The sequence below is a fragment of the Kitasatospora phosalacinea genome (genome assembly GCF_030268885.1).
Taxonomy (GTDB): Bacteria; Actinomycetota; Actinomycetes; order Streptomycetales; family Streptomycetaceae; genus Kitasatospora; species Kitasatospora phosalacinea_C.
The window spans coordinates 25,274-39,927 of sequence record NZ_BSSA01000033.1 but is presented as its reverse complement, the minus strand read 5'-3'; the positions used below and the strand labels follow the sequence as shown (position 1 = coordinate 39,927).

General features: G+C 75.1%; 14 protein-coding genes. 10 read left to right on the top strand and 4 right to left on the bottom strand.

What is annotated here, in order from left to right:
• The first annotated feature begins 17 nt into the window (after window positions 1-17).
• The 6 genes from ribH to QSK52_RS32765 all read left to right on the top strand — a co-directional run bounded on the left by ribH (window position 18) and on the right by QSK52_RS32765 (window position 4,878).
• Window positions 18-509, top strand: coding sequence for a 6,7-dimethyl-8-ribityllumazine synthase (gene ribH / locus QSK52_RS32790; RefSeq protein WP_285739871.1), 492 nt, complete (start codon window positions 18-20; stop codon window positions 507-509).
• A gap of 83 nt (window positions 510-592) precedes the next feature.
• Entirely contained in the window at window positions 593-865 is a 273-nt protein-coding gene (locus tag QSK52_RS32785; protein ID WP_033250629.1) for a phosphoribosyl-ATP diphosphatase, read from the top strand.
• A 43-nt stretch (window positions 866-908) separates the two neighbouring features.
• Window positions 909-1,757, top strand: a complete 849-nt coding sequence (gene hisG, locus QSK52_RS32780; RefSeq protein ID WP_285739870.1) for an ATP phosphoribosyltransferase — start codon at window positions 909-911, stop codon at window positions 1,755-1,757.
• 68 nt (window positions 1,758-1,825) lie between these two features.
• The gene (locus tag QSK52_RS32775; RefSeq protein ID WP_285739869.1) at window positions 1,826-2,287 is read left to right on the top strand and encodes a PH domain-containing protein; all 462 of its coding nucleotides are present in this window, start codon (window positions 1,826-1,828) and stop codon (window positions 2,285-2,287) included.
• Window positions 2,288-2,494: 207 nt separating this feature from the next.
• Window positions 2,495-3,832, top strand: a complete 1,338-nt coding sequence (locus tag QSK52_RS32770) for a hemolysin family protein (protein ID WP_285739868.1) — start codon at window positions 2,495-2,497, stop codon at window positions 3,830-3,832.
• Window positions 3,829-4,878, top strand: coding sequence for a hemolysin family protein (locus tag QSK52_RS32765; protein ID WP_285739867.1), 1,050 nt, complete (start codon window positions 3,829-3,831; stop codon window positions 4,876-4,878). The genes QSK52_RS32770 and QSK52_RS32765 overlap by 4 nt, the downstream gene beginning before the upstream one ends.
• A gap of 63 nt (window positions 4,879-4,941) precedes the next feature.
• Here the strand turns inward: QSK52_RS32765 and QSK52_RS32760 are convergent, their stop codons facing one another.
• The 4 genes from QSK52_RS32760 to QSK52_RS32745 form a co-directional block, all read right to left on the bottom strand.
• Window positions 4,942-5,571 carry a DUF4230 domain-containing protein gene (locus QSK52_RS32760; RefSeq protein WP_285739866.1) on the bottom strand — a complete coding sequence of 210 codons (630 nt, stop codon included), beginning with the start codon at window positions 5,569-5,571 and terminating at the stop codon, window positions 4,942-4,944.
• A gap of 143 nt (window positions 5,572-5,714) precedes the next feature.
• Window positions 5,715-7,556: an AAA family ATPase gene (locus QSK52_RS32755; RefSeq protein WP_285739865.1), complete on the bottom strand. Its 1,842-nt coding sequence runs from the start codon at window positions 7,554-7,556 to the stop codon at window positions 5,715-5,717.
• A 306-nt stretch (window positions 7,557-7,862) separates the two neighbouring features.
• On the bottom strand, window positions 7,863-8,486 hold the full coding sequence (locus QSK52_RS32750) for a uridine kinase family protein (RefSeq protein WP_285739864.1): 624 nt from the start codon (window positions 8,484-8,486) through the stop codon (window positions 7,863-7,865).
• 117 nt (window positions 8,487-8,603) lie between these two features.
• On the bottom strand, window positions 8,604-9,005 hold the full coding sequence (locus QSK52_RS32745) for a hypothetical protein (RefSeq protein ID WP_285739863.1): 402 nt from the start codon (window positions 9,003-9,005) through the stop codon (window positions 8,604-8,606).
• A gap of 208 nt (window positions 9,006-9,213) precedes the next feature.
• Here QSK52_RS32745 and QSK52_RS32740 point away from each other — a divergent pair, with 208 nt between their 5' ends.
• From QSK52_RS32740 to lnt, 4 genes are all read left to right on the top strand, one after another.
• On the top strand, window positions 9,214-9,654 hold the full coding sequence (locus QSK52_RS32740; RefSeq protein WP_176185772.1) for an Lrp/AsnC family transcriptional regulator: 441 nt from the start codon (window positions 9,214-9,216) through the stop codon (window positions 9,652-9,654).
• Between the two features lie 31 nt (window positions 9,655-9,685).
• Window positions 9,686-11,299, top strand: coding sequence for an amidohydrolase (locus tag QSK52_RS32735; RefSeq protein WP_285739862.1), 1,614 nt, complete (start codon window positions 9,686-9,688; stop codon window positions 11,297-11,299).
• An 85-nt stretch (window positions 11,300-11,384) separates the two neighbouring features.
• Window positions 11,385-12,836: an amidase gene (locus tag QSK52_RS32730; RefSeq protein ID WP_285739861.1), complete on the top strand. Its 1,452-nt coding sequence runs from the start codon at window positions 11,385-11,387 to the stop codon at window positions 12,834-12,836.
• A gap of 119 nt (window positions 12,837-12,955) precedes the next feature.
• The gene (gene lnt / locus QSK52_RS32725) at window positions 12,956-14,617 is read left to right on the top strand and encodes an apolipoprotein N-acyltransferase (RefSeq protein ID WP_285739860.1); all 1,662 of its coding nucleotides are present in this window, start codon (window positions 12,956-12,958) and stop codon (window positions 14,615-14,617) included.
• Window positions 14,618-14,654 lie beyond the last annotated feature (37 nt).

The window sequence follows — 14,654 nt, the reverse complement described above, 5'->3', positions numbered from 1 at the left end:
AACAGAGGAAGACGACCATGGCCGGCCACGGAGCCCCCGTCCTGTCCCCCGAGAACCTGGAGAACACCGCCGACCTGCGGGTCGCGGTCGTCGCCGCCCAGTGGCACGAGCAGGTGATGAACGGACTGCTGGACGGCGCCCGGCGCGCCCTGGCGGAGCTCGGCGCGGACGGCGGCGCGACCGTGGTCCGCGTCCCCGGCACCTTCGAGCTGCCGGTCGCCGCCAGGCGGCTGGCCGACGCGGGCTACGACGCGGTGGTGGCGCTGGGCGTGGTGATCCGCGGCGGCACCCCGCACTTCGACTACGTCTGCCAGGGCGCCACCCTCGGCCTGACCCAGGTGTCGGTGGACACCGGCGTCCCGGTCGGCTTCGGCGTCCTCACCTGCGACACCGAGCAGCAGGCCCTGGACCGGGCCGGGCTGCCCGGCTCGGCCGAGGACAAGGGCCACGAGGCGGTCACCGCGGCGGTGGCCACCGCGGCCGCGCTGCGCGCGCTGTCCAAGGCGTGAGGCCGTCCGGCCGTCCATCCGACTGTCCACGGTGCGAAACCGTTTACCGTCCGTCAGCCCGCACCCCGTAAGGTGAGCCCATCATGGCTTCCAAGACATTCGAGGAGCTCTTCGCCGAGCTCCAGCAGAAGGCCGCCACCGGCGACCCCGCGACCTCCCGCACCGCCCAGCTCGTGCAGCAGGGCGTCCACGCGATCGGCAAGAAGGTCGTCGAGGAGGCCGCCGAGGTCTGGATGGCTGCCGAGTACCAGTCGCCCGAGGAGGCGGCGGAGGAGATCTCGCAGCTCCTCTACCACGTCCAGGTGATGATGCTCGCCCGCGGGCTGACGCTCGAAGACGTCTACAAGTACCTCTAAGCCCCACCCCCCATTGATCGCCAACGCGAAGGGTTCGCCACTCATGCTCCGCATCGCCGTCCCCAACAAGGGTTCGCTCTCGGGTCCCGCGGCGGAGATGCTCCATGAGGCCGGCTACCGGCAGCGCAAGGAGGCCAAGGAACTCGTCCTGGTCGACCCGGACAACCAGGTCGAGTTCTTCTTCCTGCGCCCGCGCGACATCGCCGTGTACGTCGGCTCCGGCCGGCTCGACGTCGGCATCACCGGCCGCGACCTGCTGCTGGACTCCGCCTCGGAGGCCGAGGAGGTGCTCGCGCTCGGCTTCGCCGGGTCGACCTTCCGCTTCGCCAAGCCGGTCGGCACCGAGCTTGCGGACGTCCGCGACCTGGACGGCCTGCGGATCGCCACCTCGTACACCGGCCTGGTCGAGCAGCACCTCGCCGAGCACGGCGTGAAGGCCACCGTCACCAAGCTGGACGGCGCGGTCGAGACCGCCGTGCACCTGGGCGTCGCCGACGTGATCGCCGACGTGGTGGAGACCGGCACCAGCCTGCGCAACGCGGGCCTGGAGGTGTTCGGCGACCCGATCCTGGTCTCCGACGCCGTGGTGATCCGCTCCAAGGGCGCGGGCGAGGACGCCGCGGTCGAGCAGTTCCTGCGCCGCCTGCAGGGCGTGCTGGTGGCCCGCCGCTACGTGCTGATGGACTACGACATCCGCGCGGAGAAGGTCGGCGAGGCCGTCGCCCTCACCCCGGGCCTGGAGTCGCCGACCGTCTCGCCGCTGCACACCGAGGGCTGGGTCGCGGTCCGTTCGATGGTGCTCCGCAAGGAGGCCCAGCGGATCATGGACGACCTGTGGGCGATCGGCGCCCGCGCCATCCTGGTCACCAACATCCACGCCTGCCGCATCTGACCCGCCACCGGGCGGGGGCCGCCACCCCCGGCCCCGCCCGGACCGCGGCCCCCACCCTGGAGCCACCCGTGTCCACCCCCGCCGCCACCGCCCTGCCCGTCACCTGGGCGCCCCGCCGCAACCGCGCCGTGCTCTACCCGCTGTGCGCCGCGCTGGTGGTGCTGTTCTCGGTGCTCGCCGTCGCGCTGCCGGAGAGCTGGCAGTTCAACGACCGGGCGATGATGGTCTGCTCCGGCCTGCTGTTCGCCGCGGTCGGCCTGATGCTGGCCCGCCCCAAGGTGGTCGCCGACGAGGCGGGCCTGACCGTGGTCAACTTCGTCCGCAGCCGCCGGCTGTCCTGGGCCGAGGTGGTCCGGGTGAACCTCCGGGCGGGCGACCCCTGGGTGGTGCTCGACCTCGCGGACGGCACCGCGCTGGCCGCCGTCGGCATCCAGCCCGGCGGCGGGCGGGCGCAGGCCGTCGCCGCCGCCCGCGCCCTGCGCGACCTGGTCGAGCAGCACGCCGCCGGGGTCCGGGAGCAGCAGCCCTGACACGCCACCGGACGGACGGGTCGAACAGGCCCCGGGAAGCGTTCGGGTATCGTCTACGCTGGTAAAACCGCGGCAAAGCCCACCCGAGAACCGGGCTGCCCGCGTCCGCCCGCGACCAGAGGAGTGACACCTCCCCTCGATGGACGATCCGTCCGGTAGTACCCGCGCCGCCGTGCACGTTCCCCGTCAGGAAAGGCGGGCGGCCCGATGACCACCGCCTGGCTCCTGCTGCTCGCGGCCTTCCTGCTCATCCTCGCCAACGGCCTGTTCGTGGCCGCCGAGTTCGCGTTCGTGACCGCCGACCGCGGCACCGTGGAACGCGCCGCGGCCGACGGCGACCGACGGGCCGGGAGCCTGTCCAAGGCCCTGCACAAGCTGTCCTTCCAGCTCTCCGGCGCCCAACTCGGCATCACCATCACCTCGCTGGTGGTCGGCATGCTCGCCGAACCGGCGCTGTCCGTGCTGCTCACGCCGGTGTTCACCGCCGTCGGCCTGCCCGAGTCGGCGGCCCGCGGCACCGCGGTGATCGTCGGCCTGGTGCTGGCCACCGTGATCCAGATGGTGATCGGCGAGCTCGTCCCGAAGAACTGGGCGATCTCCCGGCCGATCCAGGTCGCCTACGCGGTGGTCGGCCCGCAGCGCGCGTTCTCCGCCGCCTGCCGGCCGCTGATCGCCTTCCTCAACGGCTCCGCCGACCGGATCGTCCGGGCCTTCGGCGTCGAACCGCAGGAGGAGCTCGGCCACGCCCGCACCGCCGACGAACTCGTCGCACTGGCCCGGCACTCGTACCAGGCCGGCGTGATGGACGAGCAGTCCGCGACGCTGTTCGTCCGCACGCTGGGCCTGCGCGAGCTGACCGCCGAGTCGGTGATGACCCCGCGGATCGACGTCGCCGCCCTGCAGGAGGACGCCACCGCCACCGACGTGCTCAACCTGACCCGGGCCACCGGGCTGAGCCGCTTCCCGGTGTACGCCGAGAGCCTCGACGAGGTCACCGGCACCGTCACCCTCAAGGACGCCCTCGCCGTCCCCGCCGGGCGGCGCGACCACACCAGGGTCCGCCACCTGGCCGCCCCGCCGCTGCTGGTGCCCGAGACCATGCCCGTCGAGCGGCTGCTCGACCTGCTGCGCGGCCGCGAGCCGATGGCCGTGGTCGTCGACGAGTACGGCGGCACCGCGGGCGTCGCCACCATCGAGGACATCGTCGAGGAGGTGGTCGGCGAGGTCCAGGACGAGCACGACCCCGCCGACACCCCCGACCTGCGCCCGCTCGCCCCGCGCGACGGACTGCCGGTCTGGGACGCCGACGGCCGGGCCCGGCTCGACCAGCTCGCCAAGATCGGCCTGAACGCCCCCGACGGCCCGTACGAGACGCTCGGCGGCCTGCTCGCCGACCTGCTCGGCAAGCTCCCCGCCGTCGGCGAGAGCGCCCACCTGCCCGGCTGGGAGCTGACCGTGACCGCCGTCGACCGGCACCGCACCAGCCGGGTCGAGGTCCGCCGGGTGCACGAGGACGACCACGAGGACCAGGACCACCACCGATGAGCGCCCTGCAACTCGCCTTCTCACTGCTCCTGCTGCTCGGCAACGCCTTCTTCGTCGGCGCCGAGTTCGCCGTCATCTCGGTGCGCCGCAGCCAGATCGAACCGCTCGCCGAGGCGGGCGACAGGCGCGCCCGCACCGTGCTGCACGCGCTGTCCAACGTCTCCGCGATGCTGGCCGCCGCCCAACTCGGCATCACCGTCTGCTCGCTGCTGCTGGGCGCGCTGGCCGAACCCACCATCGCGCACCTGCTGGAGCCCGCCTTCCACGCGCTCGGCGTGCCCGACTCGGCGATGCACCTGCTGAGCTACGTCATCGCGCTGAGCATCGTGGTGTTCCTGCACATGGTGGTCGGCGAGATGGTGCCGAAGAACCTGGCCCTGGCCGGCCCGGAGCGGGCCGCGCTCTGGCTCGGCCCGCCGCTGGACCGCCTGGCCCGCCTGCTCGCCCCGTTCATCGCCTTCCTGAACGCCTTCGCCAACGGCGTGCTGCGGCTGTTCCGGGTCGAGCCCAAGGACGAGGTCGACTCGGTCGCCACCAGCGAGCAGCTGCTGCTGATGCTCACCGACTCCGGCGAGGCCGGACTGCTCGACGACAGCCGCCGCGAACGCCTGGAGGACGCCCTGGAGATGGGCAGCCGCCCGGTCACCGAGGTGCTGCTGGCCCCCGAGCAGCTGGTTACCGTCGGCCGCGAGGTCACCGGCGAGGAGATCCAGCGCCTGGCCGTGCGCACCGGCTTCTCCCGCTTCCCGGTCGCCGACGAGCAGGGCACCGTCCTCGGCTACCTGCACGTCAAGGACTCGCTGGAGGTCGACGACCTGACCGCGCCCGTCCCGGCCCGGCTGTGGCGGCCGATCACCGTGCTGCGCTCCGGCCTGCCGCTGGACGACGCGCTCGCCGCGATGCGCCGCGCCGCCGCCCACCTGGCCGCGGTGGTCGACCCGGACGGGCGCCAGCTCGGCCTGGTCGCCCTGGAGGACGTGCTGGAGGAACTGGTCGGCGAGGTGCACGACCCCGACCACCGGCCGCCCGCCGCCGCCCAGCGCTGACGCCCGCACCCGGACGGCCGGCCCCCTCGGCGGGGGCCGGCCGCCCGTGCGTTCCGGCGGCGCTCAGGCCACGGTGACCGTGACCTGGGTGAAGCCCAGCGAGCCCAGCAGGCCCGTCAGCATCGCCTTGGTGTTGTTCTCCGCGGTGGTGGTCAGACCGGTCTCCTTCGCGGCCTTGTCGATCTTGCCGACGGCCAGCAGCTCCACCTTGTGCTGGTCGTCGGCGCTGCTGTCCGAGAACAGGTCGCCGAGCCGGTCGAACAGCCCGCGCTCCTGCGAGTACATGTAGGAGCGCTTGACGTCCAGCGCCGCTTCGGCGAGCTGCGCGTGCGGAATGGTGATGGACGCCGTCCGCCGGTCCTCGGAGACCTTCACCGCGTCCGGCCCCAGCTTGCCGAGGTCCACGTACGCCTCGACGCTGCCGGTGCCCACGTACAGGCTGCGGGTGCCCAGGATCGCCGACGGCAGGAACTTGGCCTCGTTCGCGAGGTCCACGATGACCTGGAAGTCGCCGGTGGCCGCGTTGTAACGGCTCATGTCCCGCACCGACTTGAGGACCGCGGGCTGGCTGCGGTCGACGGTCTTCTCGGCGAAGGGGTTCGGCAGACCCGGCAGCCAGCCCAGGTTCGCCATCCCCAGGAACAGTGCCAGGATCACGGCCAGCGTGACCGGCAGGGAGACGTACCAGGGCACCCCTCGGCGCCCGGCCGTCCGCTCCTCCGCCCGGCGCGGCGCGGGGTCGTCCCCCGACCGCCCCGCACCGGACTTCCGCCCGTCCCCGCCCCTCGGCGCCGGGACGTCCTCCGACCGCTCCGGCCGGGCCCTGCGCAGGCCTCTCACGGGCGGCCGTCGATCAGCTCTCCGTACGCCTGCAGCAGGTCCGGCAGGCGCAGCGTCGCCAGGTCCTCACGGGAGGGCGTGCCGCGCTGGCCGGACAGCCGCAGGTCGCGGTAGGCGCAGGACTTCTCGTACAGGGTGCGGACGAAGCGGCCGTTGCCGAGCTGGTCGATCCAGCCCTCGGCGACGACGTGCCCGCAGATCGAGGACAGTTCCTCGGCCGCGTCCACGTCCCAGCCGTCGCCGTCGGCCTGCGCCAACTTCAGGCCGATGTCGGTGAGTTCGGCGGGCCGGTAGGAGGGGAAGTCGACCCGGGTGGTGAAGCGGGAGTTCAGGCCCGGGTTCGTTGCCAGTAGTCGATTCATGCCGTCCGGGTACCCCGCGAGGATGACGACCAACCTGTCCCGATTGTCCTCGGCCCGCTTCAGCAGGACCTGCAGCGCCTCGTCGCCGTACGCGTCGCCCTTGCTGTAGCCGGAGTTGGCCAGCGAGTACGCCTCGTCTATGAACAGCACGCCGTCCAGCGCCGAGTCGATCAGCTCGTTCGCCTTCACCGCCGTCTGGCCCAGGAACTCGCCCACCAGGTCGGCCCGTTGAGCCTCCACCAGGTGGTCGCCGGAGAGCAGCCCGAGGGCGTGGAAGACCCGGCCGAGGATCCGCGCGACCGTGGTCTTGCCGGTGCCCGAGGGGCCGGAGAACACGAAGTGCCGCTTCGGCGGCTGCACCGGCAGCCCGCGGTCCGCGCGCAGCCGGGCCATCCGCAACTGCGCGGACAGCGCCCGCACCTGGCGCTTGACCGGGTCCAGGCCGACCATCGCCTCCAGCTCGGCCAGCGCCCGGTCCAGCTCCAGCCGGGCGGCCGGGGCCGGGTTCGGCCCGGCGGGCGGAACGGCCTGCGCGGCGGGCCAGTTGGCCAGCCGGGGCGGCGGCGCCGCGGCCCCGGCCCGCTCGGCCAGCTGCGCCCGGCCCGGTTCGGCGGCGGCCGGGCCGTCGTCCTCCTCCTCGGCGCAGGCCGCCGCGCTGACCCCGCCGGAGCCGCCGCGGAACTCCACCGGCTCCAGCTCCTCCAGCGCGCCGCTGCCGGGCGGCGCCGCCACGCCCCGGTACTCGCCGAACGCCTCGCCGTCCAGCAGCCCGTCCTCCGCGGCGATCGCCGCCAGCCGCTGCTCGGTGTCCATGAACGCCGGGTCCGCCCGGTGCACCGCCCGGTACAGCGGCAGCGCCGCTGCGCTGCGCCCGGCGCCCTCGTACGCCCGGGCCAGCCAGTAGCGCAGCTCCTTGCGCTGCGGCTGCTCGGAGCGGCAGCGCGCCAGCGAGGCCGCCAGCGGGCGCTGGGCCTGCGCGCACATGTCGAGCCGGACGCGCGCCATGCCCGCGAACAGGCCCGCCTCGATGCCCAGCAGCGGGTCGTCCAGCAGCCGGTCGGTGTCCCGGATCAGCTGCTCCCAGTCCTTGAGCAGGTAGGAGCGGCAGGCGTGCAGGAAGCGCACCGCGGGCTCCCGCTCGGGCGGGGGACAGGCCGTCAGGGCCTGCTCCAGCTCGGCCAGGTGACGGCCGTCCAGCCAGTGCGAGGCGTGCGCGAGCGCGAGGTCCTGCGGGGTCTCCAGCACCGGCTGCACCCACCAGCCCAGCCAGTACCAGGAACTGAGCGGGCGGCGGTGGCGCTCGCGCTGCTCGCCGAAGCGGTCCCGGTGCCGGTGCATCGCCAGCAGGGCGCCCGCGGTGTCGCTGCGCAGCGCGTGCAGGCCCAGCCAGGCGTCGGCCATGCCGGGGTCGACGTAGACCGCGGCGCGGAACTCCTCCTCCGCGCGGGCGTACGAACCGGCCGTGTAGGCGTCCATGGCGCGCGACCAGGCGCGGTCGGCGTCCGGATCCGGACCCCCCGCCGCGGGACCCTTCCCGCCGGAACTCTCCACCGTCACTGACGCCCCCCGCCAGACCTCGGGGCGCTCCTCTGCGCGCCTGCGTGGCATGGTACCGGCGCGGCGCTGATCCGTAAGGGTGCCGCGCGGCTCGAATGGCGCGAGACGATCGCTCACCGGCGCACGGGCCGGGAGGCAGGACGGCGCCTCCGGCTCACGGGGGAACAAGCCGGAGGCGCCGTGTCTGTGGTTGCGGATTCAACTGATTTCCGCGACACGCAGAACTTAGATCCTGGCGACGCCGCAGGTCAAGGGGGGTCTACGCGGTTCACTCAGGGTGCTCCGAAGGATTCGCCCGGTGACCCCGTCGACCCGGACGTGCGCGTGCGGACGGCTCGGGTCCGCCGCGAAGTGCGCCTGCTCCGCACGCGACCAACCGGCCCAGAACTCGGCCAGTTCCGGACCGTCCCGCAGCTCCCCGCGGGCCCGCGCGGCCGCCTGGTCCAGCTCCATCCACAGCAGCGCCGCCAGGTGGGGCCGCACCGCCCGCCGGCCCGCGCCCACCCCCTCCAGCAGCACCACCGGCGCCACCGGCACCTCCCGGACGGCGCCGAACTCCCGCGCCGTCCAGTCGTACACCGCGTGCCGGGCCGCGACCCCGCGCGTCAGCGGCTCCAGCACCTGGGCGCGCAGCCGCCCCGGCCAGCCGAACGGCTCCCGGTGCGTGGCCAGGTCGTCCAGGTGCACCACGGGCGCGCCGCCGAGCGCGGCCGACAGCCGCCCCGCGAAGGTGGTCTTGCCGGAGCCCGCGTGCCCGTCCACCGCGACCAGCCGCACCGGGCCGAGCGAGGGCGGCAGCGCCAGCAGCTCCGCGGCCAGCGCGGACAGGTCGGGGGAGTCGGCGTCCATCCGGCCAGCGTACGGGGGCCGGGGCCGCGGGGGTGATCCCGGAGGGCACCGCGTGCGGCGCCCTCGCCGGGACGTCGGGCCGTCGGGGACGGCCCGGTTCCTCGGGTGCGCGCGGGCTCAGGCCGCGCGGCGGTCGCGCTGCGCGGGCACGGACGCGCGCACCGCGCGGTGGGCCCCGGCGTGCGAGAACGGCTGGGTGCGCCAGTCCAGCGCCGTCGGCAGCGTCACCAGGTTGTCCAGGCCGTCCTGCTCGGGCCGCTCCTCGCACTCGGGCAGGTCGGCGGTCGGCGCGCCGGTGCCCCGGCAGATCGCGGGCTGGAAGGGGTTCCACGCGGAGGTGAGCACCGCGTGCTGCGGCAGGCGCTCCTCGTCCCCGATCAGGGCGATCGGGCGGTCGCACGCCGGGCAGTGCACCCGGACGATCTCCCAGGTGTCGGCCGCGCCCGGGTCCGTCCCGAAGGAGGTCTCGGGCGCGCCGGGTTCGTCCTCGACGTCGGAACGCTGGTCGGTGGAAGGCATTCTGATCCCCCTAGGATCCGGCCGGAGCCTCTCGTTGTCCGGGCCACCAGCAGCACTTCCCCATGACGGGACGTCATAACCCTGCACTCCGGCGCACGGTGATGCATTCCCTGTGTTCCTCGCCACATTCCGTTGGCATGTGCCCCCCGGATGCGCCCCCGGTGAGCTGTCTGCACGGCCCGCCCGCGATCGAGTAGGTTGACGCCTTGTGGAGGAACTCGACCAGCGCATCGTCCAGCTGCTGCTGCAGGACGGACGGATGAGCTACACCGACCTGGGCAAGGCCACCGGCCTGTCCACCTCGGCCGTGCACCAGCGGGTGCGCCGCCTCGAACAGCGCGGCGTCATCCGCGGCTACACCGCCATCGTCGACCCCGAGGCGGTCGACCTGGCGCTCACCGCGTTCATCTCGGTCAAGCCCTTCGACCCCAGCGCGCCCGACGACACCCCCGAACGCCTGGTCGGCCTCCCCGAGATCGAGGCGTGCCACAGCGTCGCGGGCGACGAGAACTACATCCTCAAGGTCCGCGTCCCCGGCCCCGGCGACCTGGAGGACCTGCTCGCCCGGATCCGCTCCGCCGCGGGCGTCTCCACCCGCACCACCGTCGTCCTCTCCACCCCGTACGAGGCCCGCCCCCCGAAGCTCTGACCAGGCCGTCCGGGGTGCGAGACTGGACGCCATGACCGAACGCACCGACCGGACCGTGCTGCTGCGCGGCGGCAACGTCTACAGCCCCGCCGACCCCTTCGCCACCGCCATGCTGGTCGAGGGCCGGCACGTCGCCTGGGTCGGCAGCGACGGAGCCGCCGCGGCGTACGCCGACACCGCCGACGAGATCGTCGAACTGGACGGCGCCCTGGTCACCCCCGCCTTCGTCGACGCCCACGTGCACGCCACCTCCACCGGCCTCGCCCTCACCGGCCTCGACCTCACCGGCAGCACCTCGCTCGCCGAAACCCTGCGCCGCACCGCCGAGTTCTGCGCCCCCCACACCGGCGGCGCGCTGATCGGCCACGGCTGGGACGAGACCCGCTGGCCCGAGCACCGCGCCCCCGCGCTCGCCGAACTCGACGCCGCCGCCAAGGGCGCCCCGCTCTACCTCTCCCGCACCGACGTCCACTCCGCCCTCGCCAGCAGCGCCCTGCGCGCCCTCGTCCCCGGTCTGGAGGCGCTCCCCGGGTACGACGCCACCGGCCCGCTCACCCGGGACGCCCACCACGCCGTCCGGCAGGCCGCGCTGGCCCACCTCACCGCCGAACAGCGCCGCGCCGCCCAGCTCGCCACCCTGCGCCGGGCCGCCGAACTGGGCATCGGCACCCTGCACGAGTGCGCCGGGCCGCAGATCTCCTCCGCCGAGGACCTCGCCGCGCTGCTCGCCCTCGCCGCCGGGACCGACGGCCCCGAGGTGTACGGCTACTGGGGCGAACTCGGCCCCGAGGGCGTCGAGACCGCCAAGCGCCTCGGCGCGGTCGGCGCGGGCGGCGACCTGTTCGTCGACGGCGCCCTCGGCTCGCGCACCGCCTGCCTGCACGACCCGTACACCGACGCCCCGCACACCGGCGTCGCCTACCTGAGCGCCGCCGAGATCGCCGACCACGTCACCGCCTGCACCGAGGCGGGCCTGCAGGCCGGGTTCCACGCCATCGGCGACGCCGCGATCGGCGCCGTCGTGGCGGGCGTGCGGGCCGCCGCCGACAAGCTCGGCCTGGAGCGGGTCAAGGCCGCCCGGCACCGGGTCGAGCACGCCGAGGCGCTGACCCACGAGACGCTCGCCGCGTTCGCCGAACTCGGCCTCACCGCCTCCGTCCAGCCCGCCTTCGACGCGGCCTGGGGCGGCCCCGACGGCATGTACGCCGCCCGCCTCGGCGCCGAGCGCGCCGCCGCCCTCAACCCCTTCGCGGCGATGCTGCGCACCGGCATCCCGCTGGCCTTCGGCTCCGACGCGCCGGTCACCCCGCTCGACCCGTGGGGCACCGTCCGGGCCGCCGCCTTCCACCGCACCCCCGAGCACCGGATCTCGGTGCGCGCCGCCTTCACCGCCCACACCCGCGGCGGCCACCGCGCCCTGGGCCACGACGCCGACGGCGTGCTCGTCCCCGGCGCCGTCGCCTCCTACGCGATCTGGGCCACCACCGACCTGGTCGTCCAGGCCCCCGACACCCGCATCGCGGGCTGGTCCACCGACCCGCGCTCCGGCACCCCCGGCCTGCCCGACCTCACCCCCGGCGAGCCGCTGCCCACCTGCCTGCGCACCGTCGTCCGCGGCCGCACCGTCCACCTGCTCGACGCCTGACGCCCGGCGGGCCGGACATTCGTCCAAGACCCGGGGCGGACGGGGCGCGCAGGGTGGGGGCACCACGCGAGGAGAGGACAGCGCGATGCCCACCGACCCGTTCGACCCGTTCGACCCGTTCACCCCGGCGCTCGACCTCGCCGCGGCCGTCCGCCGCCGCGAACTCGGCCCGGTCGAGCTCGCCGAGGCGTACCTGCGGCGCGCCGACCGCCTCGACCCGGTGCTCAACGCCTTCTGCTTCCGCGACGACGCGGCCGTGCTGGCCGCCGCCCGGGCCGCCGAGCGCCGGGTGCTGGCGGCCGGGAAGGACGAGCGGCTGCCCCCGTTCCTGGGCGTGCCGCTGCCGGTGAAGGACCTCGCGGACGTCGCCGGGTGGCCCACCACCCACGGCTCGCTCGCCACCTCGCGGGAGCCCGCCGCCGCCACCGACCCGGCGGTGGGGCGGCTGCTGGCGGCCGGGTTCGTGCCGATGGGCAAGACCACCACCTCCGAGTTCGGGGCGCTGCCGTTCACCGAGAGCCCCGCCCTCGGCATCACCCGCAACCCGTGGGACCCCGACCGCACCCCCGGCGGCTCCTCCAGCGGAGCGGGCGCCGCCGTCGCCGCCGGGGCGGCCCCGCTCGCGCACGCCGAGGACGGCGGCGGGTCGATCCGCATCCCCGCCTCCTGCACCGGCCTGGTCGGCCTCAAACCCACCCGCGGCCGGGTCGCCGGAGCCACCGTCCTGGTCGAGGGCCTCGCCACCGGCGGCGCCGTCACCCGCACCGTCGAGGACACCGCCGCCGTCCTGGACGCGCTGGCCCGGCACGACCCCGGCAGCTGGTGGTCCCCGCCCGCCCCCGCCCGCCCGTACGCCGCCGCGTGCGACCAGGCGCCGCCGACCGGCCTGCGGATCGGGCACCTCACCGACTCCCCGGTCGAGGGGATCACCGTCGACCCGGCCTGCCGCACCGCCGTCGAACGCGCGCTGCGCGCCCTGGAGCACGCCGGGCACCACCTGGTCGACGCCCCGCTGCCGCTGCCGCCCGCCGCCGAACTGGTCGCCGCCTTCACCGCGATCTGGAACACCGGCGCCGCCGCCGTCCCGCTCACCGACCCCGACCTGGTCGAACCGCACAACCGGGCGCTACGCCGGGCCGCGCACGCCGTCGACTCCTGGGCGTACGCGCAGGCCGTGCAGAGCGCCCAGCGGTTCTCCCGCCGTCTGGTCGAGGACTTCCTCGCCCGGCACGACCTACTGGTCACCCCCACCATGGCCTGCCTGCCGCCGCGGATCGGCGCCTGGCGCACCGGCACCGCCGCCGACCCGGCCGCCGCCGTCCGCAACTCCTACCCGATGGGCGTCTTCACCTCGCTGTTCAACGTCACCGGCCAGCCCGCGATCTCGCTCCCGCTGCACCGGGACGCGGCCACCGGCCTGCCCGTCGGCGTCCAACTGGTCGCCGCCCCCTGGCGCGAGGACCTGCTCCTGCAGGTCGCCCGCACCCTGGAGGAGGCACTGCCCTGGGCCGGGCACCGCCCGCCGGTCGGCCGCTGACGGGCCGTCGGCCGGACGGGGCGCCCGGGGGAGTGAGGTACCTTTCCTGGGACGTCGAACGAGGTCGGACCCGTGCCCCGCGCACGGGGACGGCCCCGAGGTAGAGAGGTGGTGCGCAGGTGGCACTGCCGGTTTCGCAGGAGCAGCCCGAGCAGCAGGAGCAGCCGGTGGCCGAGGAGGGCCCGCAGCCGTCGCGGACCGCGCCCGCGCCCGGCCGCCGCCGGGCCTGGTGGGCCCGGACCGGCCTGGCCGCGCTCTCCGGCCTGGCGCTGGCCCTCGCCTTCCCGCCGTTCGACGTGTGGCCGCTGTCGATCCTCGCGGTGGCCGCCCTGGCCCTGCTCACCCGCGGCCGCACCGCCCGGCACGGCGCCTGGCTGGGCTTCGCCCTCGGCGTGCCGTTCTTCGTGCTGCTGCTGTCCTGGCTGCGCCCGGTCGGCTGGGACGCCACCGTCGGCCTGTCGCTGATCGAGGCGCTGTTCCTGGCCCTGATGGGCGCCGGGACGGCCCTGACCTCCAAGCTGCGCGGCTGGCCGCTGTGGGGCGCGCTGCTGTGGGTCACCCAGGAGTGGATGCGCGACCGGCTGCCGTTCGGCGGCTTCCCGTGGGGCCGGCTGGCGTTCGCCAACACCGCCAGCCCGCTCACCCCGCTGGCCGCGCTCGGCGGCGCCCCGCTGGTGACCTTCGCGGTCGCGGGCAGCGGCACCCTGCTGGCCTGGGCGGCGCTGAGCGCCGCCCGCGCCCGCCGCACCGACACCGACCTGCCCTGGCGCACCGCCGTCGGCGCGGTCGGCGCGCTCGCCCTGGTACTGGTCGGCTACGCGGTGCCGGTGCCGACCTCGGCCGACGACACCGTCAAGGTCGCGCTCGTCCAGGGCAACGTGGACCGTCCCGGCATGGACTTCCTGGGCCGCCCGATGGAGGTGCTGGACAACCACGCCACCGCCACCGAGAAGCTCGCCGCGGACGTCGCGGCCGGCCGGGTCGCCAAGCCCGACGTCGTGATCTGGCCCGAGAACGCCTCCGACCTGGACCCGTTCACCGACCCCGCCGCGCGGGCCCGGATCGACGAGGCGGTCAAGGCCGTCGGCGTGCCCACCCTGGTCGGCGCCCTGGTCGACGGCCCCGACGAGCAGCACGTCCAGAACGAGGGCATCGTCTGGGACCCGGCCACCGGCCCCGGCGCCTCCTACACCAAGCAGCACCCGGTGCCGTTCGGCGAGTACGTGCCGTTCCGGCAGGAGCTGTCCAAGGTGATCAGCCGCCTGCAGCGGGTCGCCCGGGACTTCTACCCCGGCACCCACAACGGCGTGATGCAGCTGGGCCCGGCCCGGATCGGCGACGTCATCTGCTTCGAGGTGGCCTACGACGAGATCGTCCGGGACGCCGTCAACCAGGGCGGCCGGGTCATCGTCGTGCAGACCAACAACGCCACATACAACAACACCGGCCAGACCGAGCAGCAGCTCGCGATGTCCCGACTGCGGGCCGTCGAGCACGGGCGGGCGGTGCTGATCGCGGCCACCAGCGGCGTCTCCGCGGTGATCGCCCCGGACGGCAGCGTGCAGCAGCGCACCGGCGAGATGGAGCAGGCCGTGCTGAACGCGGTGGTGCCGCTGCGCGACGGCCGGACGCTCGCCGACCGGGTCGGCGCCGGGCCGGAGTGGGTGCTGGCCCTCGGCGGCGTGCTGGCCTGCGCGTTCGCGGCCACCGGCGCGGTGCGCCGGCGCCGGGACGGGCGCGGGGCCGCGGAGGGCGAGCGCGAGGTGCAGCACGCCGTCTGAGCAGCGACGGGCCGACGGCCCCGGGGCGCGCCGCGGA